The organism is [Lactobacillus] rogosae (assembly GCA_900112995.1).
Lineage (GTDB): Bacteria > Bacillota > Clostridia > Lachnospirales > Lachnospiraceae > Lachnospira > Lachnospira rogosae.
This window is the reverse complement of the sequence record FONU01000010.1, coordinates 60,760-86,449: the sequence shown is the minus strand read 5'-3', so window position 1 is coordinate 86,449 and position 25,690 is coordinate 60,760. Positions and strand designations below refer to the sequence as shown.

23 protein-coding genes are annotated in these 25,690 nt (G+C 36.2%); 15 read left to right on the top strand and 8 right to left on the bottom strand.

Annotated features, from left to right (window positions below):
* The 6 genes from bsh to pckA all read left to right on the top strand — a co-directional run bounded on the left by bsh (nucleotide 1) and on the right by pckA (nucleotide 8,119).
* On the top strand, nucleotides 1–978 hold the full coding sequence (gene bsh / locus BM157_RS05235; protein ID WP_090140201.1) for a choloylglycine hydrolase: 978 nt from the start codon (nucleotides 1–3) through the stop codon (nucleotides 976–978).
* Nucleotides 979–1,014: 36 nt separating this feature from the next.
* Nucleotides 1,015–2,190 (top strand): MalY/PatB family protein, encoded by a 1,176-nt coding sequence (locus BM157_RS05230; protein ID WP_055173971.1) that lies wholly within the window; start codon nucleotides 1,015–1,017, stop codon nucleotides 2,188–2,190.
* Between the two features lie 68 nt (nucleotides 2,191–2,258).
* The gene (locus tag BM157_RS05225) at nucleotides 2,259–4,085 is read left to right on the top strand and encodes a bifunctional diguanylate cyclase/phosphodiesterase (RefSeq protein WP_090140199.1); all 1,827 of its coding nucleotides are present in this window, start codon (nucleotides 2,259–2,261) and stop codon (nucleotides 4,083–4,085) included.
* A gap of 367 nt (nucleotides 4,086–4,452) precedes the next feature.
* Entirely contained in the window at nucleotides 4,453–4,899 is a 447-nt protein-coding gene (locus BM157_RS05220) for a MarR family winged helix-turn-helix transcriptional regulator (protein ID WP_090140197.1), read from the top strand.
* Nucleotides 4,900–4,920: 21 nt separating this feature from the next.
* The gene (locus BM157_RS05215) at nucleotides 4,921–6,252 is read left to right on the top strand and encodes an MATE family efflux transporter (protein WP_090140195.1); all 1,332 of its coding nucleotides are present in this window, start codon (nucleotides 4,921–4,923) and stop codon (nucleotides 6,250–6,252) included.
* 262 nt (nucleotides 6,253–6,514) lie between these two features.
* Entirely contained in the window at nucleotides 6,515–8,119 is a 1,605-nt protein-coding gene (gene pckA, locus BM157_RS05210; RefSeq protein ID WP_090140193.1) for a phosphoenolpyruvate carboxykinase (ATP), read from the top strand.
* A 129-nt stretch (nucleotides 8,120–8,248) separates the two neighbouring features.
* Here the strand turns inward: pckA and BM157_RS05205 are convergent, their stop codons facing one another.
* Nucleotides 8,249–8,902 carry a GntR family transcriptional regulator gene (locus tag BM157_RS05205; protein ID WP_090140191.1) on the bottom strand — a complete coding sequence of 218 codons (654 nt, stop codon included), beginning with the start codon at nucleotides 8,900–8,902 and terminating at the stop codon, nucleotides 8,249–8,251.
* Nucleotides 8,903–9,296: 394 nt separating this feature from the next.
* On the opposite strand from BM157_RS05205, the gene BM157_RS05200 reads away from it, so the two are divergent.
* Nucleotides 9,297–9,890 (top strand): 50S ribosomal protein L25/general stress protein Ctc, encoded by a 594-nt coding sequence (locus BM157_RS05200; protein ID WP_090140189.1) that lies wholly within the window; start codon nucleotides 9,297–9,299, stop codon nucleotides 9,888–9,890.
* Nucleotides 9,891–9,919: 29 nt separating this feature from the next.
* Here the strand turns inward: BM157_RS05200 and BM157_RS13205 are convergent, their stop codons facing one another.
* Nucleotides 9,920–10,105, bottom strand: a complete 186-nt coding sequence (locus BM157_RS13205; protein ID WP_090140187.1) for a hypothetical protein — start codon at nucleotides 10,103–10,105, stop codon at nucleotides 9,920–9,922.
* A gap of 269 nt (nucleotides 10,106–10,374) precedes the next feature.
* Between BM157_RS13205 and BM157_RS05190 the strand changes: the two genes are divergently transcribed.
* From BM157_RS05190 to truA, 5 genes are all read left to right on the top strand, one after another.
* Entirely contained in the window at nucleotides 10,375–12,480 is a 2,106-nt protein-coding gene (locus BM157_RS05190) for a methyl-accepting chemotaxis protein (protein WP_090140185.1), read from the top strand.
* Between the two features lie 107 nt (nucleotides 12,481–12,587).
* Nucleotides 12,588–13,757, top strand: coding sequence for a hypothetical protein (locus BM157_RS12935; RefSeq protein WP_318255821.1), 1,170 nt, complete (start codon nucleotides 12,588–12,590; stop codon nucleotides 13,755–13,757).
* Nucleotides 13,758–13,809: 52 nt separating this feature from the next.
* Nucleotides 13,810–15,324 (top strand): sodium-dependent transporter, encoded by a 1,515-nt coding sequence (locus BM157_RS05180; RefSeq protein WP_022501985.1) that lies wholly within the window; start codon nucleotides 13,810–13,812, stop codon nucleotides 15,322–15,324.
* Nucleotides 15,317–15,958, top strand: a complete 642-nt coding sequence (locus BM157_RS05175) for an endonuclease III domain-containing protein (protein WP_022501984.1) — start codon at nucleotides 15,317–15,319, stop codon at nucleotides 15,956–15,958. Before BM157_RS05180 ends, BM157_RS05175 begins: the two co-directional genes overlap by 8 nt.
* Nucleotides 15,959–16,705 carry a tRNA pseudouridine(38-40) synthase TruA gene (gene truA / locus BM157_RS05170; RefSeq protein WP_090140184.1) on the top strand — a complete coding sequence of 249 codons (747 nt, stop codon included), beginning with the start codon at nucleotides 15,959–15,961 and terminating at the stop codon, nucleotides 16,703–16,705. It abuts the gene before it with no gap.
* A gap of 12 nt (nucleotides 16,706–16,717) precedes the next feature.
* Here the strand turns inward: truA and BM157_RS05165 are convergent, their stop codons facing one another.
* Nucleotides 16,718–17,497: a hypothetical protein gene (locus BM157_RS05165; protein ID WP_055306251.1), complete on the bottom strand. Its 780-nt coding sequence runs from the start codon at nucleotides 17,495–17,497 to the stop codon at nucleotides 16,718–16,720.
* 113 nt (nucleotides 17,498–17,610) lie between these two features.
* Between BM157_RS05165 and BM157_RS05160 the strand changes: the two genes are divergently transcribed.
* Nucleotides 17,611–18,558 (top strand): hypothetical protein, encoded by a 948-nt coding sequence (locus tag BM157_RS05160; RefSeq protein ID WP_055173982.1) that lies wholly within the window; start codon nucleotides 17,611–17,613, stop codon nucleotides 18,556–18,558.
* A gap of 272 nt (nucleotides 18,559–18,830) precedes the next feature.
* Here BM157_RS05160 and BM157_RS05155 read toward each other — a convergent pair whose 3' ends face one another.
* Nucleotides 18,831–19,838, bottom strand: coding sequence for a sugar kinase (locus BM157_RS05155; protein WP_090140183.1), 1,008 nt, complete (start codon nucleotides 19,836–19,838; stop codon nucleotides 18,831–18,833).
* A 413-nt stretch (nucleotides 19,839–20,251) separates the two neighbouring features.
* Here BM157_RS05155 and BM157_RS05150 point away from each other — a divergent pair, with 413 nt between their 5' ends.
* Entirely contained in the window at nucleotides 20,252–20,899 is a 648-nt protein-coding gene (locus BM157_RS05150) for a YkgJ family cysteine cluster protein (RefSeq protein WP_242854081.1), read from the top strand.
* A gap of 119 nt (nucleotides 20,900–21,018) precedes the next feature.
* Nucleotides 21,019–21,807, top strand: a complete 789-nt coding sequence (locus BM157_RS05145) for a prolipoprotein diacylglyceryl transferase (protein WP_090140181.1) — start codon at nucleotides 21,019–21,021, stop codon at nucleotides 21,805–21,807.
* Between the two features lie 213 nt (nucleotides 21,808–22,020).
* Here the strand turns inward: BM157_RS05145 and BM157_RS05140 are convergent, their stop codons facing one another.
* From BM157_RS05140 to BM157_RS05125, 4 genes are all read right to left on the bottom strand, one after another.
* A complete protein-coding gene (locus tag BM157_RS05140) occupies nucleotides 22,021–22,266 on the bottom strand; it encodes a hypothetical protein (protein WP_022501977.1) in 246 nt (81 codons plus the stop codon).
* Nucleotides 22,263–23,210 carry a DUF6709 family protein gene (locus tag BM157_RS05135; protein WP_055306248.1) on the bottom strand — a complete coding sequence of 316 codons (948 nt, stop codon included), beginning with the start codon at nucleotides 23,208–23,210 and terminating at the stop codon, nucleotides 22,263–22,265. Before BM157_RS05135 ends, BM157_RS05140 begins: the two co-directional genes overlap by 4 nt.
* Nucleotides 23,211–23,376: 166 nt before the next feature.
* Nucleotides 23,377–24,117: an amino acid ABC transporter ATP-binding protein gene (locus tag BM157_RS05130; RefSeq protein WP_022501975.1), complete on the bottom strand. Its 741-nt coding sequence runs from the start codon at nucleotides 24,115–24,117 to the stop codon at nucleotides 23,377–23,379.
* Nucleotides 24,104–25,636, bottom strand: a complete 1,533-nt coding sequence (locus tag BM157_RS05125) for an ABC transporter permease subunit (protein WP_318255820.1) — start codon at nucleotides 25,634–25,636, stop codon at nucleotides 24,104–24,106. Before BM157_RS05125 ends, BM157_RS05130 begins: the two co-directional genes overlap by 14 nt.
* Nucleotides 25,637–25,690: the final 54 nt, after the last annotated feature.

The window sequence follows — 25,690 nt, the reverse complement described above, 5'->3', positions numbered from 1 at the left end:
ATGTGTACAGCAGTTACTTATAAGACTAAAGATTTCTATTTTGGAAGAACTCTTGATTATGAGTTCTCATATGGTGAAGAGATAACAGTTACACCAAGGAATTATATATTTGATTTCAGGCATATAGGACAGCTTAAAAGCCATTATGCAATAATTGGTATGGCATTTGTGTCAGAAGGATACCCACTTTATTATGATGCGGTTAACGAAAAAGGTCTTGGAATGGCTGGACTTAACTTTGTTGGCAATGCGGCATATAAAGCATCAGTATGTGGTGAGAAGGATATAGCACAGTTTGAGTTCATACCTTGGATATTAAGCCAGTGTGCGACAGTCAGCGAAGCAAGAGCTAAGCTTGATGGAATTAATCTTACAGGAACACCATTCAGCAGCCAGCTTCCAGCGGCACAGCTTCACTGGATAATTGCAGATAAAGATGAAGCAATCACAGTTGAGTCTATGAAAGACGGACTTCATATATATGACAATCCGGTCGGAGTGCTTACTAACAATCCGCCATTTGATATGCAGATGTTTGCACTTAATAATTATGCAGGGCTTTCAAGCAGACAGCCAGATAATACATTTGCAGACAAGCTTAAGTTAAATGCTTACAGCCGTGGAATGGGAGCTATGGGACTTCCGGGAGATTTATCAAGCCAGTCACGTTTTATAAGAGCAGCATTTACAAGACTTAACGCAATTTCAAGCGATACAGAGGAAGAAAGTGTAAGCCAGTTCTTTCATATACTAGGTTCGGTAGAACAGCAGAGAGGTTGTTGTGAGGTAACTGACGGAAAGTATGAGATTACTATTTATACATCCTGCTGCAATGCGGCAAAGGGAATATATTATTACACAACATATGATAATCATCAGATAACAGCAGTAGATATGCACAAGGAAAATCTGGACGGAACAGAGCTTATAAGATATCCAATTATTACTAAGGGTGAAGTAAGATGGCAGAATAGATAGAATATGTCAGAATAATAGTGATGGAGAGATAAGGCGATGGAATGTACTGATAAGTATGATTTTGATACACCAATAGACAGAACTAATACGCAGTCCTTGAAATGGGATGTTGCAGAAAATGAACTTCCTATGTGGGTTGCTGATATGGATTTTAAGACAGCACCAGAGATAATTGAGGCTGTTAATAAGAGAGCGGCGCACGGAGTATTTGGATATTCAATAATACCGGAAAGCTGGAATGAGGCTGTAGCAGGTTGGTGGTCAAGAAGACATAACTGGGATATTGATAAAGACTGGCTTGTATTTTGCACAGGAGTTATACCATCAGTGTCAAGCATAGTAAGAAAGCTTACAACACCTAATGAAAATGTTGTTATACAGACACCAGTTTATAATATATTTTTTAATTCAATAATCAATAATGGAAGAAGGGTGCTTGAAAATCCATTAAGATATGAGAATGGCGAATACAGCATTGACTGGGAAGACCTAAAGAATAAGTTAGCCAATCCACAGACAAGTCTTATGATATTATGCAATCCACAAAATCCATCAGGAAAGATATGGAGCAAGGAAGATTTATCAAGGATAGGTGAGCTGTGTGCAAGGTATTATGTAACAGTGGTATCTGATGAAATTCATTGTGATCTTACAGACCCTGGAAAGGAATATATCCCATTTGCTTCTGTATCAGATGTATGCAGGGATATAAGCATAACCTGTGTTGCACCTACTAAGACATTTAATATTGCAGGACTACAGACAGCAGCTGTCATTGTGCCACATAAGAATTTAAGGCATAAGGTGTGGAGAGCACTTAATACTGATGAGGTTGCAGAGCCTAACGCGTTTGCGGTATGGGCAGCAGAAGCAGCTTATAATTATGGTGATAAATGGCTTGATGAATTGAGAGGTTACATTTATAATAATAAAAGAATAGTTAACGAGTATGTCAATGACAATATTACATCAATAAAAGTTGTGCAATCAGAGGCAACATATCTTTTATGGCTGGATTGTTCAGCAATTACTGATAATAGCAGTGAATTAGCGGCATACATAAGAAACAGGACAGGGTTATATCTGTCAGCAGGCAATGTGTATGGCGGTAATGGCAATCAATTCTTAAGATTAAATATTGCGTGTCCTAAGGCAGTGCTTATGGACGGACTTAAAAGACTTGAAGAAGGTATCAGGCTGGCTATGAATTAACAAGTTGTTAAGCTGGCAGTTGATTAACTTTGTAAGGATATACTAGCTGATAATTAATGGGGTAATATATGGAAAATGGAAGTTTGCAATACGAAAATCAAATATTAAAATCAGAACTTGAGGCAGAACATTTTATTCTTACACAGATGGCAGAACTTGGAAAGGTAAGAAATGTACGGGAATGTCAGGTAGCAATAAATAATCTTCTTGAAAAAATCGGACATTTTACGAAAGCTGACAGAGCATATATAGTTGATGAAAAAGACGGTTGTTATTATAACACATATGAGTGGTGTAATGAAGGTATTGAACCACAGATTAATCAACTTCAGAATTTGAGAGCAGAGGATATGCCGTATTGGATACCAAAGCTTTCAAGTGGTGAGAGTATATTTATTGAAGATTTGGAAAATGTAAAAGAGACTATGCCTGTTGAATATGAAATATTAAAGCCTCAGAATATACATACACTTATAGTGTTTCCAATAATATTAAGCAATACATTAAAAGGGTTTATAGGTGTTGATAATCCTAATATAAAGGATGCAAAGGACGTAATCAGACTACTTGCGGCACTGGGGAGTTATCTTGGTACTACAAGAGAGAATGCCGCTGTATATGCCAAGCTTGAATACAGGCTTAATTACGATTCACTTACCAAGGCGTATAACAGGTATGGGTTTTACAAGAATGCACAGAAGCTCATAAAGGAGCATACTGATACAGAGTATTGCCTTATATTATCAGATATTAAGAGTTTTAAGCTTATTAATGAAATATATGGTGAGAATATTGCAGATAAGATATTAATAGATGAAGTTAATATTATCAGGCAGAAGATGAAAGGTAATTCAGTTCTTGGAAGACTTAATGGTGACATAATTGCTATGGTTATTCCTAAGGAGTATCTGTCTGAGAAAGAATTTTCTGATATGATAAAGCTGCTTAGTGACAGGTATTCCAACAAGAATTTCAGGCTTCATATATATCTTGGAGTATATTACATAAAAGATGTCAATGAAACGATAAGACAGATGGTAGACAAGGTATCTCTTGTGATTATGAAGAGTAAAGGTAATATGAGCAATTATATTCTTTATTATGATGAGAATTCATATAGGAATGACATATTTAAACAGCAGCTTATAGGTGAGTTCGAGACAGCACTTAATGAGAACCAGTTCTGTATGTATTTACAGCCACAGACGGATAAGGATGGCAATATGCTTGGAGCAGAGGCACTTATAAGATGGAATCATCCTAATATGGGACTTATTATGCCAGGTGCATTTATAGAGTGCTTTGAAGATGCAGGACTTATATACAGGCTGGATAACTACATATGGGAGGAAGCTGCTAAGCAGCTTAAGATATGGAAAGACTCTGGTTATAATTATTATATATCGGTTAATATATCAGCAAAGGATTTCTATCATATTGATGTATACCAGACTTTCAAAAATCTTGTAAGTAAGTATGGTATAGATACAGATAAGCTTCACATTGAGATAACAGAAACAGCGTTATCAGAGGATAAGCAGGCGGCACATAAGACTATAGAAAGACTTCACGATGAGGGATTTATAATAGAGATAGATGATTTTGGAAGCGGATATTCTTCTTTTAATTTCCTTAAAGATGTGTGTGCTGATGTTATCAAGATAGACAGGGTATTCCTTAAGAAGTCAAGCCACGAGGAGCGTGGAGAGCAGATATTAAGGTCGATTATAAGTCTTTCACACGATATAGGAATGGACGTAATAACGGAGGGTGTTGAGAATGTTGACCAGCTTTCTATGCTTGCCAAGATGAATTGTGACTGGTTTCAGGGTTATTACTTCTCAAAGCCGATTGCTGTCGGGGATTTTGAGGAGAAGTATGGCATTAAGGCGTAAAATGTATAATAATGCTTAGGACATTGATAATATTATATGATTTAATAGTATTAAAATTCAATAATATTAGTAAGATTAATAGGACTTTTTAATTATTAACGCAGCCGTGTGACTGGTTCATATGGCTGGTAATAATTAAAAAGTCTTTTTTAATTATGTTATGTTTATAGCTTTATGTATACAGCAGTAATCGAAACTTATACGAAATTACAGGGTGTTAAGCTGGCAGCTTGACTTTATTCCGAAATCGGAGTAAGATGCAATAGTCCGATTTCGGAATAAACTATTAGGAACGGATAAAATTGAAAAGTTAAAAATAAAAAATAAGCAGAATTGGATAGCAGGTATAATTTAAGAAGGAGTTAGAATGAAGAACATATCAAAAAATCTTCAGATGTTTAATCAGGTATGTAAAGAAACCAATGTTATATACCACGATTATGCGGCGAAGAATGGCATATCAGATACAGCTTTCTGGATAATGTATTCTGTATATTATTATGGTGAGGGGATAACACAGAAGAATATATGTGAGGAGTGGTTCTACAGTGCACAGACAGTTAATTCCTCACTTAAGACTATGGAAAAAAATGGACTTATAATATTAGAGCCGTCTAAGGATAATAAGAAAGAGAAACAGATACATTTTACCAAAGAAGGACAACTGCTAGCGGAAAAGATTATTAAACCTGTAATAGAGGCAGAAAAGCAGTCTTTTGAGCAATTGGACAGCAGGGAGATTGAGGTTATGTTTGAAACAACATATAAGCATATGAAAAAGCTTGAGAGCCTTATTGAGAGTATAAAGAATTAGAGAACATCAGGGAGAATTAAAGTGAAGATAAAATTATCAGACCATTTTTCATATGGTAAGCTAATTAAATTTACATTACCGACAATTATTATGATGATATTTACATCAATATATGGTGTTGTCGATGGAGTATTTGTATCCAACTTCGTAGGAAGTGATGCATTTGCAGCAGTTAATCTTATAATGCCGGTTGTAATGATACTTGGTTCGGTTGGATTTATGATTGGTACGGGGGGAAGTGCCATCGTATCAAAGACACTTGGAGAGGGCAAGAAAGAAAAGGCAAGAGAATATTTTTCTATGCTTATATACCTTTGCATAGTATCAGGTGTTGCACTGTCAGTAATTGGAATTATATTTATACGTCCTATAGCTGTGGTACTTGGTGCAAGTGGCAGTATCGCAGACGATTGTGTAATATATGGAAGAACACTGCTTGTTATGCTTACAGCATTATTCCTGCAAAATGCTTTCCAGAGCTTTCTTGTTGTAGCTGAAAAGCCAAAGCTTGGACTTGTAGTTTCACTGCTTGCAGGATTTACTAATATGTTTTTGGATTTCCTGTTCATATATGTATTAAAGCTTGGCGTATTTGGTGCGGCACTTGCAACAGGAATAAGCCAGATAGTTGGTTCGATAATACCGATAATATATTTCCTTAGTGATAAAAGTGACGTGCTTAAATTGCAGAAGGCGCGTTTTAACAAAGATATAATAATAAAGACCTGCATTAACGGCTCATCAGAGATGGTTACCAATATGTCGATGTCACTTGTAAATATGCTTTATAATATGCAGCTTATGAAGTATATAGGTACAAATGGTGTTGTTGCATACGGAATAATTATGTATGTTGGATTTATATTCTCAGGAACATATCTTGGTTATGCGGTAGGTTCAGCACCAGTAATAAGCTATCATTATGGTTCAGACAATAAAAAAGAACTTAAAAATCTGTTCAGGAAAAGCATAACGCTTATTATTGTGGCGTCCTTAGTTATGACCGGACTTGCTGAGGTGCTTGCAAAATATCTTGCAGGAATATTTGTAAGCTACGATAAGGAACTGCTTGAGCTTACAACGCTTGCTATAAGAATATATTCAGTAGCATATCTTTTCAATGGACTTAATATATTTACTTCGTCATTCTTTACTGCACTTAATAATGGTGCGGTATCGGCGGCAGTATCATTTCTTAGAATGTTCGTATTCCAGATAGCGATGATTATGATACTTCCGCTTATACTTGGAATTAATGGAATATGGATGGCTGTTATAGCGGCAGAACTTCTGGCATTGTTCGTAAGCCTTATATTCATAATAATAAACCGCAAGAAATACGGTTATGTGTAAGAATATAGATATAGATAATAATACACATATGTGTATAAATACGGTTATATGTAAAATAGTAATGATATTTAATTGGAATTTAACATAAATATTAGGAATTATTGATATAAAAAGTTAAAAACTTAACAATTAAAAGGTTGCTTTTTGCAGGCTGATTATGTATACTAACAGAAGAATTTGGTTAAATCCATTTTCTGTAATCTGCCAAAGGGCATACAAGCCCTATTGGTGCTACAATTTAAGAAAAGAGGTTTAATGTAAAATGGCAAACGTTGATTTAAGCAAGTATGGTATTACAGGCGCTACAGAGATTATTCACAATCCTTCTTATGAATTATTATTCGAAGAAGAAACAAAGGCTTCTAACGAAGGTTACGAAGTAGGAAAGGAAAGCGAACTTGGTGCTGTTGATGTTATGACAGGTATCTATACAGGTCGTTCTCCTAAGGATAAGTACATTGTAGTAGATGAGAATTCTAAGGACACAGTATGGTGGACTTCAGATGAGTACAAGAATGATAACCACCCAATGTCAGAAGATGTATGGGCTAAGGTTAAGGATATTGCTAAGAAAGAACTCTGCAACAAGAGACTTTTCGTAGTAGATGCGTTCTGTGGTGCTAACAAGGATACAAGAATGGCTGTTCGTTTTATCGTAGAAGTAGCATGGCAGGCACATTTCGTAACTAACATGTTCATTAAGCCAACAGCAGAAGAACTTGAAAACTTCGAGCCAGATTTCGTAGTATATAACGCTTCTAAGGCTAAGGTTGAGAATTACGCAGAATTAGGTCTTAACTCAGAGACATGTGTAGCATTCAACATCACAAGCCACGAGCAGGTAATCATCAACACATGGTATGGTGGAGAGATGAAGAAGGGTATGTTCTCTATGATGAACTACTACCTTCCACTTAAGGGAATGGCTTCAATGCACTGCTCAGCTAACACAGATATGAATGGTGAGAACACAGCTATCTTCTTTGGTCTTTCAGGAACTGGTAAGACAACTCTTTCTACAGATCCTAAGAGACTTCTTATCGGTGATGATGAACACGGCTGGGATGACAATGGTGTATTCAACTTTGAAGGTGGATGCTACGCTAAGGTTATCAACCTTGATAAGGATTCAGAGCCAGATATCTACAATGCTATTAAGAGAAATGCTCTTCTTGAGAACGTTACTCTTGATGAGAATGGTAAGATTGACTTTGCTGATAAGAGCGTAACAGAGAATACTCGTGTATCTTATCCAATTGACCATATTAAGAATATTGTAAGACCTATATCTTCAGCTCCAGCTGCTAAGAATGTTATCTTCCTTTCAGCTGATGCATTTGGTGTACTTCCTCCAGTATCTATTCTTACTCCAGAGCAGACACAGTACTACTTCCTTTCAGGATTTACTGCTAAGCTTGCTGGTACAGAAAGAGGTATCACAGAGCCTACACCTACATTCTCAGCTTGCTTCGGACAGGCATTCCTTGAGCTTCATCCTACAAAGTATGCTGCTGAGCTTGTTAAGAAGATGGAAAAGAGCGGAGCTAAGGCTTACTTAGTTAACACAGGCTGGAACGGAACAGGTAAGAGAATTTCTATTAAGGATACTCGTGGTATCATCGATGCTATCCTTTCAGGTGCTATTAAGACAGCTCCTACAAAGACAATTCCTATGTTCAACTTTGAAGTACCTACAGAACTTCCAGGTGTTGATTCAGGTATCCTTGATCCTAGAGATACATATGCTGATGTTTCTGAATGGGAGACAAAGGCTAAGGATCTTGCTGAAAGATTTAACAAGAACTTCGTTAAGTATACAGGCAACGAAGCTGGTAAGGCTTTAGTAGCTGCTGGTCCTCAGTTATAATTAATAATTCTGGATATAACAGACGATTGTCAATTTAATTAAATATTTTATTGGTATATAAAAAGACCGCTTGTAATTAATGGTAAGCATTAGTTACAAGCGGTTTTGTTTGACTATATTCTCTATAAATTAAAGTTCTGTCCTGACAATATTAAGAGGCATCATAAGATGGTCGATAAGGATTCTGTATGCCTCATTGCCATTGCCGGTTTTCAGGTTCTCAAAGTATTCAGAATGTTCATCTATTGTTCCATTAATACGGCCTTCAACCTCAAGTGCCGACTGTGTTGTAAGTCGGATAAGATACATAAGCTTTTGGAACATATGATTAATCTCCTCATTCTCAATGTAATTAACTAAGAGCAGGTGAAACTCATGGTCGTAATTGATAAAGCTTTCGTAGTTATCATCAAGAGCAAGTGCTTCTTTCTGATGTTTGAGAATTTCACCAAGCTTCTGTATTGTATTCTGACCTTTAGCAGTCTGATATTCTTTAGCCAGGCATTGTGTACAAAATCCTTCAATGGCACATCTTATCTGGATAGTTTCCCTCATATCTTTCTGGCTTAACTGTCTTATGCGAAAGCCTTTGCTTGGAATAACTGTGATATAACCATCCTGGCTTAAGCATTGCAGAGCCTCTCTCATAGGTGTTCTTGATATGCCGAGGTCTTTGGATAATTTAGTTTCTGAGTAAAGTGTGTTGACATCGAGCTGGTGAGTAAGAATTAAATTCTTAATGTAATTATAAGCCTCAAGCTGCAATGATGACATAAGCTGCATAGATTCCTCCGTTGTATAAATGCCTGAATAAAAAGTTACGATAATAAATTTATAAATGGACTTTTAAAATAAATTAAAAAAAACATAAAAAATACAATTTACTGATATATAATAGACGATTATTATATTAAAATCAATAAAATAAATATAAAATCGGTATACCGGCACGCAATGTTCGTAATAAAATAATTTAAAATCTGAATATGTAAAGTGATTGTGTTAAAATACTATAATGAAAATATGTAATGATTGCACAAAAAAAACTTGAAAATTTGGTTAATCTGTTTAATTGCAAAGGACTATAATACAAATCGTAATAAAGAATAGATAAACTTAACAGAACCTCTTTGTTGAAGGCTTGCTAAGCAAATCAGATTTTTGGAGGAAAAGATAAATGAATACTTTAAAAGCTGAAAAAAGAAGCATGGATGACAAGGCAAAGAAATTAAGAAGGGAAGGTTATGTAACTGGCAATGTATTTGGAAGAAGCCTTGCAGAATCAATACCGGTAAAGATTGAGAAGAAAGAAGCAGAGCGTTTCTTATCAGTCTGCAACAAAGGTAGTGAGGCAAAGCTTACAATCGATACAACAGATTATGATGTTCTTGTAAAGGAAGTTGATTACGACCCAATCAAGAGACAGACATTAGAGATTGATTTCCAGGTGCTTACAGAAGGAGAAAAGGTTCACTCAGTTGCAGAGATAGTATTAGTTAATCATGACAAGGTACAGGGTGTTGTTGAACAGCATATGGAGGAAATTCCTTATAAGGCAGCTAAATCAGCGCTTGTTGAAAAGGTAAGCGTTGATATAGGAGAACTTAAGCCAGGCGACAGTATTAAGGTAGGAGACCTTGATATTGCTAAGGACAAAGATGTATCAATATCACCTGATGTATTAGAGAAGGTTATTGTAAGCGTAACAGAGCAGACATATGCCGAGACAGATACTGATACTGATGAGGATGGCGAAGCATCAGAAGCTTAATATTATGGTAATATAGTATGATACCAGGGTCAAAAGGTATAAACCCATATGAGCTTGCTCATAGGTGGGTGAAAGACCTTGGGACCCGCCCCGATATGAGCATAAAAGTGGGATGATAATCCCACGATATGCGAATATTGGGGAGAATTGTGGGAGTGCGTAGCACGGAACAATTCGTAGGTATCAAAGTCGGGGGCTTTAGCCCCCGACATCATAGTATTATAGTAATATTTCAGGTACAGAAACATACGAAAGTATGTAAGTAAGATAATAGACGCATATGTAATAGTGAGAATATTAATATGTAAACTTACGATAGAATAAAGATAAAAGTCAGCTATAGGGAAAGTTATGTTACCCTATAGCTGATTTTTTTAAAAATATGGTGCAGAATTCGACAGTAAAATACGTTTTTCTTGAATAATTATGCGTAAAGATATATACTGTACATAGTGTTACGTAACGAAAGAACGGAGGATATAATATGGGATATGATGCTGAGAAATTCAAAGCCAGAGCTAATACTAAAGCAGGAAATATATGGCTTATATTAAATATCCTGCTTACAATGCAGTATTTGTCAAATATGACTAAAGGTACATATGATCAGAAGTTTATAATTCCATTTCTTATTATAGGCTGGGTTCCATATATAATTGGTGTTATATATACTAAGATAAAAGGAAAATCAGCTGATGGATACAAGCATATATTAGGTGTTGGATATGGTTTGTTTTATGGATATATAGTATGTACAAGCACATCACTGCTCACATTTGCATATATATTTCCAGTAGCAAGTATGACTATTCTGTTCAAGGACAGAAAGTTCATAGTGAGCTGTGGAATTGGTAATATTGCCATAGTTATATTAAGTACAATTATTAAATTTATGTCAGGTATGAATGCGTTGGCAGATATTGATAATTATTCATTACAGATATCGTGTATAATCCTTTGCTATGTATGTTATGTATTATCAATTAATCATCTTAATCTTTCAGACGGAGCACTTACAGATTCAATTAAGGCTGACCTTGACAGAGTTGTCAAGACAGTTGAGCAGGTTAAAGATTCAAGTAATATGATAGTTGACGGAATTACAGTTGTAAGAGAGCTGGAAGAAGAGAACAAGCAGGGAGCTAATTTCGTTGTATCAAGTATGAAAGAGCTTTCGCATAATAATGATATACTTCATGATAAGACATATTCTTCAACACAGATGACTACGCAGATTAATAATCAGGTAGAAAATGTAGCTTCACTTATCAATGAAGTTGTGCAGCTTGTCAGTGAGTCAGTGGAACATACAGATACAAGTTCAAAAGAGCTTGCAGATGTAGTTGAAAGTACTAAGACTATGGCTGAATTATCAGGTGAGGTAGATAATATACTTAGAGAATTCCAGCAGGAATTCAGTAAAGTTAAGACAGAGACAGGTACAATTGGAGAGATTAACTCACAGACTAACCTGTTAGCACTTAATGCTTCAATTGAGGCGGCAAGAGCTGGCGAAGCAGGAAAAGGCTTTGCGGTAGTAGCAGATGAGATAAGAAATTTAAGTACAGAAACAGAAGAATCATCAGATAGAATTATGACAGCGTTAGGACATCTGGAAAATACATCTAACAGAATGTTAAAGTCAATAACGACAATACTCGAACTTATACAGACAACACAGACCAAGGTTGTACAGGTTAATGACAGCGTGTCAGGAATAGCTAAGGACTCTACACAGATAGGTGAACACATTGGTGTCGTAGATTCAGCAATGCAGGAAGTTGAAAGCTCTAACCGTAATATGGTTGACAATATGCACGAGATTGAAAATGTTATGAAAGACATTACTGACTGCATAGGCAACGCAGACGAAAGCACTAAGATAATGCTCAGCAAATATGAAGAGTCAGCCCGCAATGTTGATAAGATAGAAAATGTTGTTGGTGCAATGATGGAAAAGCTTGGAGTTGGCGGCTTTATGGGTGTTCAGGATATCAAGCAGGGTATGTATTGTACCATAAGACAGATTATATCAGGAAAGCCAGCTGATACAGAAAGCCACGGCGAGATAGTTGAACAGGCAGATGGGGTATTATATGTACGTTTCAAGAACAAAGATGTAGATTATAAGAATACCTCATTGAAATACGAACTTGATATTGTAGCGGCAAATGTACTTTATCACTGGTCTTCTGTGTCAGCAGCACCCGCCACACAGTATGGCAGTGATGTATGCAGGCTCATAGTAGCTTCACTTCCAAGCATCGTCAACAGAAGAAAGTATGTAAGAATGCCTGTTAATAATAAATGTACAGTTACATTCAAGGGCGGAGCAGATGTATATGAGGGTACAATGGTAAATATAAGTGCCAACGGCTTCGCTTTCCAGACAAGAGAAACAGAATTCGCAGATTGTAAGGGTGAGAATATAATTGTAAAAGTACCAGATTTTCCAGTTGAACAGGGGAGGGTTCTTGAAGGAACAATTATAAGAAGTACTGACAATGCAGGAACCCATATCGTTGGATGCCGTATGCCAGAAGACCGTATTGAGATTGGTAATTATGTAAGCAGGAATTATTCTGAATAATATTAAGAAAATGTATAAGCATTAATTCACAATTTTCGTATTATAAACTGTTATTTAGTATGGGGGAATATATTTAGGACATAATAATAACGAAAGTGGTTAATTGAATGAGGTTAAAGAAAAAGTATAGGAATTTATTAAAATTTATGGCTGTAACGCTGATACTTATTTTAACGATATCAGTTGTTGCGGCTGCTAAACAGCACATTGATAATAAGAAAAGTAATCATAACCAGGATATCGAAGAGGACTATCCTGATGAAGATGCAGAGGCTTATGAGCTGCCTGAAAGAACACTTAACTCAGATGTTATCCCATATGATGGAGTTCCAAGAACAATATCGTGCTGGGGTGATTCGATGATGTTTGGAATGGGTGCAGGTGAGGCTTATATAGTATTTGGAGATGATGAGCCTTTTGATATATCAGGCTGGACAAGTCCCGATACATTACAGTATCTTACTGGAATTAAGGTATATAATCTTGGCGTTTCAGGTGAGACATCTTATGAGATTGCACTTCGTCAGGGAGGCATAAAGATGTATGTCAGGGATACATTTGAGGTTGGATATGATGACAGTGTAGATGTTACAATTGTCGATGAGAATGGCGAGGAAGTATATATGGCTGATTTCAGTGCATATGGATATACAGAGCCACAGGAGTCAGATATTGTATACATCAATGATGAAATGTTTAAAATAACAGGTACAGAAGAAGAGGGACTTCATATATGCCGTTATTCAGATGAAGAAGTGAACTATGATGCTTTTACAACCGTATATGCGGACACACAGGTATATACCAAGGCCTCCTATGAAAGAAAGAATGATATTCTTATACTTGAGATAGGAAGTAATGGCGGCTGGGAGAATTACAGACAGCTTATAAGCCAGTATGATGCTATGATACAGAATTCGGGCTGTGATTATTATATAATAGTCGGTGATACAGATGATCCGGGAACATCAATAGCAGATACAACTCAGGGAATCCGTAATGAGGACGGAACTTATATAGGGGTTGGTGATACAGCGTGGGAAGCGACATTAAGAGAAGCATATGGTGACCATTTTATTAATATGAGAACTTATCTTATAGAAAACGGACTTACTGATGTAGGATTAAGACCAACAGTAGGTGATTATAAAGGGTTCAGACGAGGAAGAATATCTAAACAGTTAAGATATGACTGGACACATTTTAATTCATATGGTTATTATTCAAAAGGTATTGCAATATATGCCAAGGGTGTAGAATTAGGTTACTGGGAGTAACATATTAAATATGTAAGTTTGGTAATTACAGGTTAAAGCAGGCATTAAAATAATGGGTCTGTTTAATAATAAAAGAAAGGTATATATAACAATGAATGACAAGAGAGAAAAATTTGCTTCAAGATTAGGCTTTATACTGGTGTCGGCGGGGTGTGCTGTCGGACTAGGTAATGTATGGAAGTTCCCATACATATGTGGAAAGAACGGAGGAGCGGCATTTATTGTTATATATCTATTATGTCTGCTTGGACTTGGGCTTCCTATACTTATATGTGAGTATGCAATTGGACGAGGCAGTAATAAGAGCCTTGGAAGTGCATTTAAAATGTTGTCGCCAGAAGGAACAAGATGGCATCATTTCCGCTGGGTAGCTTATGCTGGTAATTATCTTTTGATGATGTTCTATACAATGGTTGCCGGCTGGATGCTCAACTACTTTGTATACAGTCTTACGGGACAGCTTTCAGGAAAGAATGTAGAGCAGATAGGCGGGGAGTTCAATAATATGCTCTCAACACCATCAGTTATGATATTCTGGACACTTGTAGTTGTTGTAATAAGCATACTTGTATGTTCGCTTGGCTTACAGAAAGGCGTTGAGAAGATAAGTAAGGTAATGATGATATTATTATTTGCACTTATGATAATAATGGCAGTTAATTCCCTTCTGCTTGATGGAAGCTCGGAGGGACTTAAGTTCTATCTTGTTCCAGACTTTTCCAAGATGAAGGAGCAGGGTATCGGTAATGTAGTATTTGCAGCTATGTCACACGCATTTTTTACTCTTGGACTTGGTATAGGTTCTATGGAGATATTCGGAAGTTATCTTTCAAGAGACTGCAAGCTTACAGGAGAGTCAATAAATGTAGTTATACTTGATACAGTAGTTGCACTTACAGCTGGAATTATCATTATACCAGCCTGTTTTGCCTATGGAATTAATCCAGGTGCAGGTCCATCGTTATTATTCATAACACTTCCTAATGTATTCAACCAGATGCCGGGTGGGGTTATATGGGAAGTATTATTCTTTATATTTATGGCATTTGCGGCATTATCTACAGTAATAGCAGTATATGAAAATATTATTGCAATGACTATGGATTTATTTAACTGTAGCAGAAAGAGAGCGTCATTAGTTAATCTTTTTGTAATATCAGTGCTTTGTATGCCAGCAGTTCTTGGATATAATGTTTTGTCGGGAGTACAGCCTCTTGGAGCTGGTACAACTATAATGGATCTGGAAGATTTTATAGTTTCATATAATATACTTCCTCTTGGCTGTCTTTTATTCGTGCTTTTCTGTACAAGAAAGAACGGCTGGGGATATGACAATTTCGTGGCAGAAGTTAATATGGGAAAAGGCATATCATTTCCTAAATGGTTAAAAGGCTATATGGTATACGTTCTTCCTGTTATTGATTTAGTTATATATTTTAAGGGTTATTATGATATGTTTAAGCCACAGGGTACTAAGGTTGTGTGCATATGGATGACAGTAGCTGTTATTCTTGCACTGTTGGTATTCTACATAGCTGCAGGAAAGGGAAAGAAGAGCAATGACTAAAAAGCAGCTTGCTTATGAAGTTATAGAACGTCTTAAAACAGAATATCCTGATGCCGGCTGTACGCTTGATTATGATGATGCGTGGAAGCTTCTGGTAAGCGTAAGGCTTGCAGCACAGTGTACAGATGCGAGAGTGAATGTTATTGTGCCACAGTTATTTGACAAGTATCCATCAATAGAGGCACTTGCTGATGCAGATGTATATGACATAGAGAAAATAGTCCGTCCATGCGGTTTATCAAAGAGTAAGGCAAGGGATATAAGCGGCTGTATGCGTATGCTTCATACGGTGTATAACAATAAAGTGCCAGATACATTAGAGGAACTTTTAAAGCTTCCTGGAGTTGGAAGAAAAAGTGCCAACCTTATTATGGGTGATGTATTCGGAAAGCCGGCAATTGTGACAGATACACATTGTATAAGGCTGTGCAACAGAATTGGACTTGTAAAAGATGAGAAAGAACCTAAAAAGGTTGAGATGGCACTGTGGAAGATAGTTCCGCCAGAAGAGGGAAGTGACCTTTGCCATAGATTTGTAATACACGGCAGGGAAGTGTGCAGTGCAAGAACCAAGCCTCATTGTGATGGGTGCTGTCTTAATGATATATGTAAGAAGAATGGAGTTAAGCAATAAGTGAAGAATAATTACAAGATGATAATAGCATATGATGGAACCAGATATTATGGCTGGGAACATCAGCCTAATACAGATATGACGATACAAGGCAAGTTAGAGTCTGTTCTGTCACAGATGACAGGGGAGCAGATAGATGTAATAGGTGCAGGAAGAACTGATGCAGGAGTCCACGCCAAAGGAATGGCAGCCAATGCACATATGCAGACAAGTATGACACCAGATGAAATCTGTGATTATATGAACAGATATCTGCCTGAGGACATATGTGTAATGGAAGTAAGAATAGCTTCAGAACGTTTCCACAGCAGATATAATGCAATGGGGAAAACCTACTGTTATACCTGTTATGTTGGGGATAAGAAGCCTGTATTTAATAGAAAATATGTGCATATCACAGGTGCTGTGCCAGATGTTGAGGCTATGAAGAAAGCAGCTTCTTATCTTGTAGGAGTTCATGATTTTGCAAGCTTCTGCGGTAATCCAAAGATGAAGAAATCTACAGTCAGGGAGATATATTCAATTGATATATCGCTTAAGGGTTCGTATCTTAATATGACCTTCCACGGAAGTGGATTTCTTCAATATATGGTAAGAATATTATCAGGAACATTATTAGAGGTTGGTTTTGGTAAAAGAGAGGCAGACAGTATGCAAGAGCTTTTAGAGGCAAAGAATCGTTCTTTAGCTGGAGCGACAGCTCCAGCCAAGGGGTTAAGCCTCTTAAAAGTACATTACACTAATTAATTATTGGAATAGTTATATAAATTTACTTCTCCATTTAATTGCTTCGTCACGGTACTGGCGGGCAATATCCATAAGTTCATTATATTGGGTGGTTATGCTGTCAATGACGGCTGACTGCTCATTTATTTTTGCCTGGCATGCGGCAATCTTTTTGTTGAAATCTTCGGTCAGGGATTTTTCACGTTCAATGTAATTATCATTATTATTAGAATTATTATTATTTGAATTAATATTGTCAGCGTTGTTATTATCAGTACTATTATTGTCGGCAGTGCATATAGCTAATTGTTTGAAATGTCCGATTTGTTCAATTTTGTATATGTGTTCATTAACACATAATAAAATAAAATTATTATATGCAAGCACACTGTAAGAATTCACAGGCTTTTTAATATCAGGCAGTGGGATAGGCAGTGCATTATTGTCATCAGGTGTTATACAGTGCAGGCTGGGTTTATCAGATACAGGATTTTGCTTAAGATAGAAAAGAAGCAGGGTGTCATTACATATGGCAAGCTTAGGATTAGAATATTCCTGTACATAATTACAGTCTATAGCCAATACATTAGCGGTATCCATAATATTTTTTAAGATAAGTGAACCATTCTGATTGATGTAGGAATAATAAAGAGATGAATTATATATACACTCTGTAAGACCGCATAAGTAGTCTGCAGCAAGCACGATAGGGCGGTCAAGCCCACCAAAATGGGCTACACGTAAGAATATATTAGAACCGGCATTATAGATAATTAACTGGCGGTTATTCCCAACTGAATATACATTTGACATATTACCCTCTGTTCATCAGTAGATCTGATATGTGAAGCTTATTAAAATGTATGGTAGCAACAAAGTATTTAGAACATATAATGTAGTAAGAATACTTAAAGGAAGGATTTGAAATGGCAAAGTGTAAGTGCAGGAAAAAATGCTGTACAACAAAGATTGCAAGTAATCTTGTATCTAATATGCCTAATGGATGTTTTGATGTATGTACCAATCCGATATGCGGTTCACCGAGTGAACTTAGTCTTTATGCGCCATTGATATATGACCAGATTGGTATTAACCTTTGTGCTGAATTTCCAATAGGTGCAGATATATCAGCAACTTATCCAACGGCTGTCAACGCAACTGCAAGTGTAATAGATGTATCCTATGAATATGGAACAGGAAATGTAGTTATAACACAGATACCGGGCAGACCGAACTGTTATTCAGTTACATTGTCAAACTTGTCAGTGACATTTGCGGTAAGTCTGTATGATGAGAATTGCAGGCTTGTGGCAACACTTTATCCAACAGCTGTATATCTGCCACCAGAAACAACTTCGGCTACCTATGATGAAGATGTCAATCCAACTTCTGTGGAGCTTGAAATATTTGCACCTTATGGAATATCTTACAATTATAATGCAGCGGCTACACCACAGTATAGTGCGGCACTTAATTATACAGGATTTACAGCGGATAATAACAGAATAACGCAGGGACTTAATCTTTCTGCAATTCCAAAAGTAATTAACCTTGATACAACTGATGATGAGATAACAATAGGTCTTTCGATTATATTACAGAGCTTGTATTTTGCTGGCTACAGGGTTGCAAGTGCTGGAAAGATTGTAACTCCTAAGGGAAGCATAGTGGCAGAGGAAGATTCTAATGAGATGAAATTCGTGTGCGGCAATCTTTTGAATCTAGCAATCAAGCCTCTTGATTTAAGCCCACCAAAATGTGAAGGTAGATTAAAACAAGATTGCGAAACAGGCTGTCAGCCAACGTGTGAGGAAGATATGCCAGTGTGTACGAATTCAGGGAACAACATAAGTGACTGCAATAACTGTGGATAAGAATAAAGTGTGATGATGACGGAATATGACAAGGATAGAAATAGCTGCTATATCGCTAATGGTAGTTAATGTAAAGAGTAAGATGTGACAGTCTCAGGCTGTATAAGTGGTATAGTAAGTTATTGCCATATAAAGATAAATATATAGAGAGAATTTAAAAAGGGTGTCATAATAGACTATTACGTAATATATAGATAATAACAGATTATTATCTGTATACTGTAGAGCATTAGTTTAAAATGACACCCATATATATTTATTGTTTATTAATATTAACGGGAAACCTCATTACCAGCCTTGGCAAATGCAAGCTTCATAACTTCGTCTACAGATACGAGGTTGTAATCACCGCTTACAGTATGTTTTAAGCAGCTTGCGGCATTAGAGAATTCAACAGCTTTCTGTGGGTCAAAGTCATTGATAAAACTATATATAATACCAGCACAATAAGCATCACCAGCACCAATATAATCAAGAATATTCATAAAGAATTCCTGGCTGTAGTAAGCCTTTCCTTCTGTGTATATCATTGACTGGAGCTTGAATGTTGTTATTGAAGTTTCTGTTCTCCATACAGATGCAACCATCTTGAAGTTAGGGAACATTTTTATAAGTTCTTCTGCAATGTAAGAATTCTTCTCTTTATCTGAATTAGAGGCATCAAGTCCGAATATTCCAACTGCATCATCTTCATTAGCGATACATATATCAACATACTTACATATTTCGCTCATTACTTTGTTAGCCTTTTCACCAGACCAGAGCTTGCTTCTGTAATTAAGGTCACAGCTTATTGTAATTCCTCTTTCCTTAGCTTTCTTGCAGGCAAGAAGAGTAATCTGTGCCATATTATCACTTATTGCTGGAGTAATTCCTGAAAAATGAAACCATGTAGCATCAGCAAATATTGAATCCCAGTCAAAGTCATCTACATTGGCAAGGGCAAATGCTGAACCTTTTCTGTTATATATAACATTAGTAGGTCTCTGGCTCGTCTTTTTCTCAAGGAAATATATTCCAATCTGTTCGCCGCCTCTTACTATATGTTCAACACCGACACCATACTGTCTTAAAGAATTAACAGCACTCTGTCCAATAGTATGTTCTGGAAGCTTAGTAACATAGCTTACATTAACATTAAAATTGGCAAGGGATACAGCAGTATTAGCTTCGCCGCCGCCATATACAGCTTCATAAGAATGTGCCTGTGTAAATCTTTCATTGTTGTCAGGTGAAAGTCTGAGCATTAATTCACCAAATGTTATAATCTTGTGTTTCATTGTTATCTCCCATCTTGCATCAATTGCTTACTGTTTATCGTACAGTGATATATTGTATCACATTTTTATAAAAAAGTAATATGTATTTTAAAGAAGTTTGGTATTTTTTGTCATTTCTGCGTGCTTTTTCAGATTATTAAGTGCACGAAGCAGTATACAACAGGCAGATATAATAATTAAATAGAAAATGAAATAGCATTATAAGCCGTGTTTAGCAAAAAAAGCAGTATCGACACATATCCGATATTAAAGTATAATATGAATAAGTCTGAGTGGCTAAAAAGATATTTGACGGATGAGATTATAATATGTTAGATGAGATTATAATTTAATAGATGAAAATTTAATTTGATAGATGAAATTTTAAATAACAGGAAAGGTGCTGACGTGACATAATGTTAAGAGATGTAGGATTGGAAGATATTAGTGATGGAAGATTATATAGAGAAAATGATATGGTAAAGACAGATACGAATTCTTGCCAGGGCTGTAAGAAGATATGCTGCATAGGAATGGGCAGAACAATAGTGCTTGATCCTTATGATTGTTACAGGCTTGGAATTGGCACAGGAAAGACATTTGAGCAGCTTCTGGATACTAATATTGAGCTTAATATGGTAGATGGCTGTATACTTCCTAATATTAAAATGCAGACAGTTAGTAATGGCTGTTCATTTCTTGGAGCTGATAACAGATGTACAATACATAATTACAGGCCTGGCATATGCAGAATGTTTCCGTTAGGAAGATATTGGGAAGATGATGAGCATTTTTATTATATATTACAGAAGGGTGAATGTAATAAAGATAATCTGACTAAGATAAAAGTACGCAAGTGGATAGGAATTGATAATATTGAAAGTTATAATTCATATGTGATACAATGGCATAGTTATATTAAGAAGGTTCAGAGAGCCTTGGCAGGACTTTCTGAGGAACAGATTAAGATACTTAATATGTATAATCTCAGAACATTTTACATGAAAGGTTACGAAGCAGATAAATTCTTTGAAGAATTCAAGGAAAGACTTGATAAATCCATAGAGATGTTCGGAATGTAGAGTGGCTTCAGATATAAAGATGATGGTTAATATAGAAATGCTTGGAATGTGGAACGCTTCTGATATAAAGATAATTATTAATATAAAGATGTTTGGAATTTAAAGAAAAGAGGATATATATGAAGGCAGATTTGTTTAAAATAGGCGGGGTGACCGTTCACGGCTATGGCTTTATGATAGCACTTGGATTTATACTTGCTATGATTCTTGGTGAATACAGGGCAAAGAAACTTGGACTTAAGGACGAGTCGGTTATAGATATAGCGATAATCGCAGGACTTACAGGATTTGCTGGAGCAAAACTTTTATTTATAATAGTTGAATTTGACAGCTTTATTAAAAATCCTAAAGAGGTATTAGGTTCATCAGGATTTGTTGTGTATGGAGGAATTATAGCAGGTGTGCTTTGCAGTATGCTTTATTGTAAGATTAAGAAGATTAATTTCCTTGAGTATTTTGATCTTATAATGCCGGAGATAGCATTAGCACAGGGCTTTGGAAGAATAGGTTGTTATCTTGCAGGCTGTTGCTATGGACGTGTGACAGACAGTGCATTTGGCGTGATATTCCCAGTGGGTTCTCAGGCACCAGCAGGTGTAAAGCTTATTCCTACACAGCTTATATCAGCAGGAGCTAATATAATTCATATGATAATACTTATTGCGGTTGCACATTTTATAGGCTATACAATAAGGAAGAAAGATGGTAGAAAGCTTGTGCTTCCAGCTGGTGGAATTGGCTATTTATATATGATTTTATATGGGATTGGAAGATTTCTTATTGAGTTCTTAAGAAATGATTACAGGGGCGAGATAGGTATTCTTTCAACATCGCAGTTTATATCAATATTCTTTATTGCAGCAGGTGTGGTCCTTCTTATTATTGGAAAGAAGAAAATGCAGTCTTAAAAACAGATGGTTAATTATGTGATTTTCCTGTAACAGACCGGAATTTAGTTCTGGTCTGCTGTATAGATACATAATTAATCATCTGTTTTTTATTGTGTCAATAATCTAAATCTACAGCACTAGAGACATAGGTCAAGTATAAGAGTGCTTATTTAATATTACATTGCCGGTGCCGTATTAGTATGGACAAGTGTATAACAATAATCTGCTTAATTACTGTCTTGCAGCTTTCTTAGCCTTTCTGTAATCGCTTATATTTAGTGGGCGTACAAATCCGCAATATTCACACGTTTCGCCGCTTTTACCCCTTATATTAATAACAGGTATATAGAATATAGAAACACGGTTAATTCGTCTGTATAAGCCGTGTGGAGTTATATGTCCACAGTTAGGACACTGGAAAACACCAGTATCAGCATCTTTTTTGTATATTGTACCATAACTGTAAATAACTATCATGCATCTGCCTCCCCGTGTCTTTCTTTAATAAAATGTCTTATGTTATTGACTACATAATTATATTCAGTCAGCTCACCCTCGTGAGGAGCAATAGTTATTCTGTTGCCGAATTCAACCTCCAGGGCAATATAGTTAGTGCCTGTAAGCTTGCCGTCAGCTATATTGCATACATAAACATTGGTAATAGTATCTAATGGAATAACATTAAATCCATTGGTGGTACGATTCAGGTCAATAATGTAATCAGGTGATACAGCGAGTTTTAACTTATTAGAGAAAAAATGTTTATTAGTAGCAAAGTTCTCATATAAGGCGTTGAGAGAACCATCGGCTTCAAGCTGTGCCATTTTCTGCTTGATAAATGCACCATTACGGTTTCCTGATATGAATAACATAATAGCTGCAAATGCCAATATGCCGGAACATATATAAAATACAATAGAGAGCTGGTGCCGGTTGTAATTAGTATCAAGATAATAGCTTCCAAAGTAATCAGTGTAGTTAGAAGTAGTAATACCAAGACCTGAGTTTTTGAAGTATTTAACTAGGTAGGAAGCAAGCTTTGCAGATATTTTAACTCTGTTACCTTTAAGTGTCTGTGGTGTGAAAGAGTAAATGTCATTGCCGTCAGTAAAATCCTGTCCATATACAGGTACTGAAGTATTCTTGTTAGTGCTTATCACACATAAATATCCATTGGTGTCCTCTGCAATATAATATCTTGCAGTTACTTTTCCATTAGTAGTTTCCTCGGCGAATGGTCCCATAAGATATATAGCGTTAAGCTGTGCAAGACCTTTATGTGTTGGGTCGAAATTATCATAACGGCTGAATTCAAAAGCAATTCCGGTAACTGCTGATATAATAGCGATTATTCCCAATATTAGTGCTGGAATAAAACTGGGACGGCCTGTTGTAATCAGGTCTTTTTTGAATTGTTCCATATAGCTCCTCCTCGATGTGATTTATTAATCTTTAGTACAGGTACTAAATAATAAAGCAAGTGTTAATTATACATCAGATTATATGATAATTAACACCTGCCTTAATTACTATTATTTATTATAGCTTAATTCTTAAAATATTAAAATAAGCTTTTGGATATTATTATTATAATACTTTAGATAAGAAATCTTTAAGTCGTGCACTCTTTGGGTTATCAAAGAATTCCTTAGGAGCTTCGTCCTCTTCAATCATACCTTCATTAATGAACATACAGCGTGTAGCGACTTCCCTTGCAAAGCCCATCTCGTGTGTAACTACCATCATAGTCATACCATCTGCGGCAAGCTCTTTCATAATTGCAAGTACTTCACCAACCATCTCAGGGTCAAGGGCAGAAGTAGGTTCATCAAATAACATAATTTCTGGGTTCATAGCAAGAGCTCTTGCTATTGCAACTCGCTGCTTCTGTCCACCAGATAACATATCAGGGTAAGAGTCAGCTTTGTCTAAAAGGCCAACACGTTCAAGAAGCTCTAAGGCTTTCTTGTCAGCATCTTCTTTGCTCATAAGTCCTAACTGTGTAGGTGCAAGAGTGATATTTTTCTTGATTGTCATATTAGGAAAGAGATTAAAATGCTGGAATACCATTCCAATGCTCTGTCTTAATTTATCAACATTTACACCCTTTTCTGTGAGGTCATTGCCCTCATATATGATATGTCCTGAGGTAGGAACTTCAAGTAGATTAAGTGATCTTAAAAATGTAGATTTACCACAGCCGGAAGGACCTATTATGGCAATAACTTCGCCCTTGGTAATAGTTGTATTAATGTCCTTAAGTACAACGTGGTCGCCAAATGTCTTTTTAAGATTTTTTACTTCAAGAATTACATTAGTGTCGTTCATTGCTTCTTAATCTCCTTTCAAGTTTCTTTACAAGTGATGAAAGAATCACAACAAGTACAAGATATATAAGTGCAACACCGAAAAGTGGAAGCATTGGATCATAAGTTATGCTTCGGATAATATCACCGCCACGGGTAAGGTCGTTAAGACCGATATAACCACTTATTGATGTCTCTTTTAAGAGTACGATAAATTCATTGGCAAGTGCTGGAAGTACATTCTTAAATGCCTGTGGAAGTATTACCTGAATCATAGTCTGTCTATAGTTAAGACCAAGGCTTCGTGCGGCCTCAAACTGTCCGTTGTCAATTGACATAATACCTGAACGGAAGATTTCGGCAACATAAGCACCAGAGTTAATACCAAAGGCAAGGAGTGCAACAACAATCTTGTTAATATGTACTGAGCTGAATATTACATAGTATATAATAAGCAGCTGTACCATTGTAGGTGTTCCTCGTATAACTGTGAGATAAATGTTGCAGAGGAAGTTAAGCACCTTCATCTTACCTGTCTTATCGTGGTTAGAACGTACGATTGCAATAAGGAAACCTATTACAATACCGATAAGTGCGGCACATATTGCAATAATAAGAGTATTTCTTAAACCTGTGAGAAGATACTGGTATCTTGCATCATCAATGAAATCACTCTTGAATTTATCAGCAAAACTAGAACCAGAAGCTTTAACATCATTATTTCTTACGATAACAACCTGGCTTGAAGTTGTGTAAGGGATTGAGAAATCAATATTCTTCAGACGTTCTTCTGTAACAGTAATACCAGATATACCAAAATCTGCTTTTCCAGAAGATACAGCAGTAATAATTGAATCAAATTCCATATCTTCAACATCAATCTTCATATTAAGGTAATCAGCTATGGCATTGGAAATATCGACATCAATACCACACACCTTGCCATTGCTGTAATATTCATAAGGTTCAAAGTAAGCGTTAACAGCAATAGTAAGAGTTCCGTTAGAACCTGAGCTTGTAGGTACATATGCCTCTTTAGAGGCATTTTCACCAATATAATTATTGATAATTGTATTAACTGTTCCGTTGGCAATAAGGACATTTAACGCCTCATTGACTTTTTCTGTTAGTGATGAATTGTTCTTGGCAATACATATAGCATATTCTTCTGTAACAAATTCTTCATCAAGAATCATAAGTTCGTTGTTAGCAGCAACAAATGCTTTAGCTGGCTGTGCATCAATTACAACAGCATCAATCTTGCCCTGCTTAAGAGCCTGAATTGCATCATTTCCTTTATTGTATCGTTCAACCTTAGTTCCTGAACCATCAGATTCCATATCGGAAACATATATGTCACCTGTAGTTCCAAGCTGTACGCCGACTGACTTTCCAGCAAGGTCATCTACTGAAAATACAGTGTTCTCTGGAATTTTACTGCCACAGGCAGTAAGTGTCAATGTACTTGCAAGGCTTAACACAAGCACAACAGAGAGCATAAAAAGGCGTTTGAATGTTGAGAGCTTTTTAGTGTTCATCATTTTAATCCTTTCGTTTAATTATAATGTTATAATTATACACAGATTATGTATCAT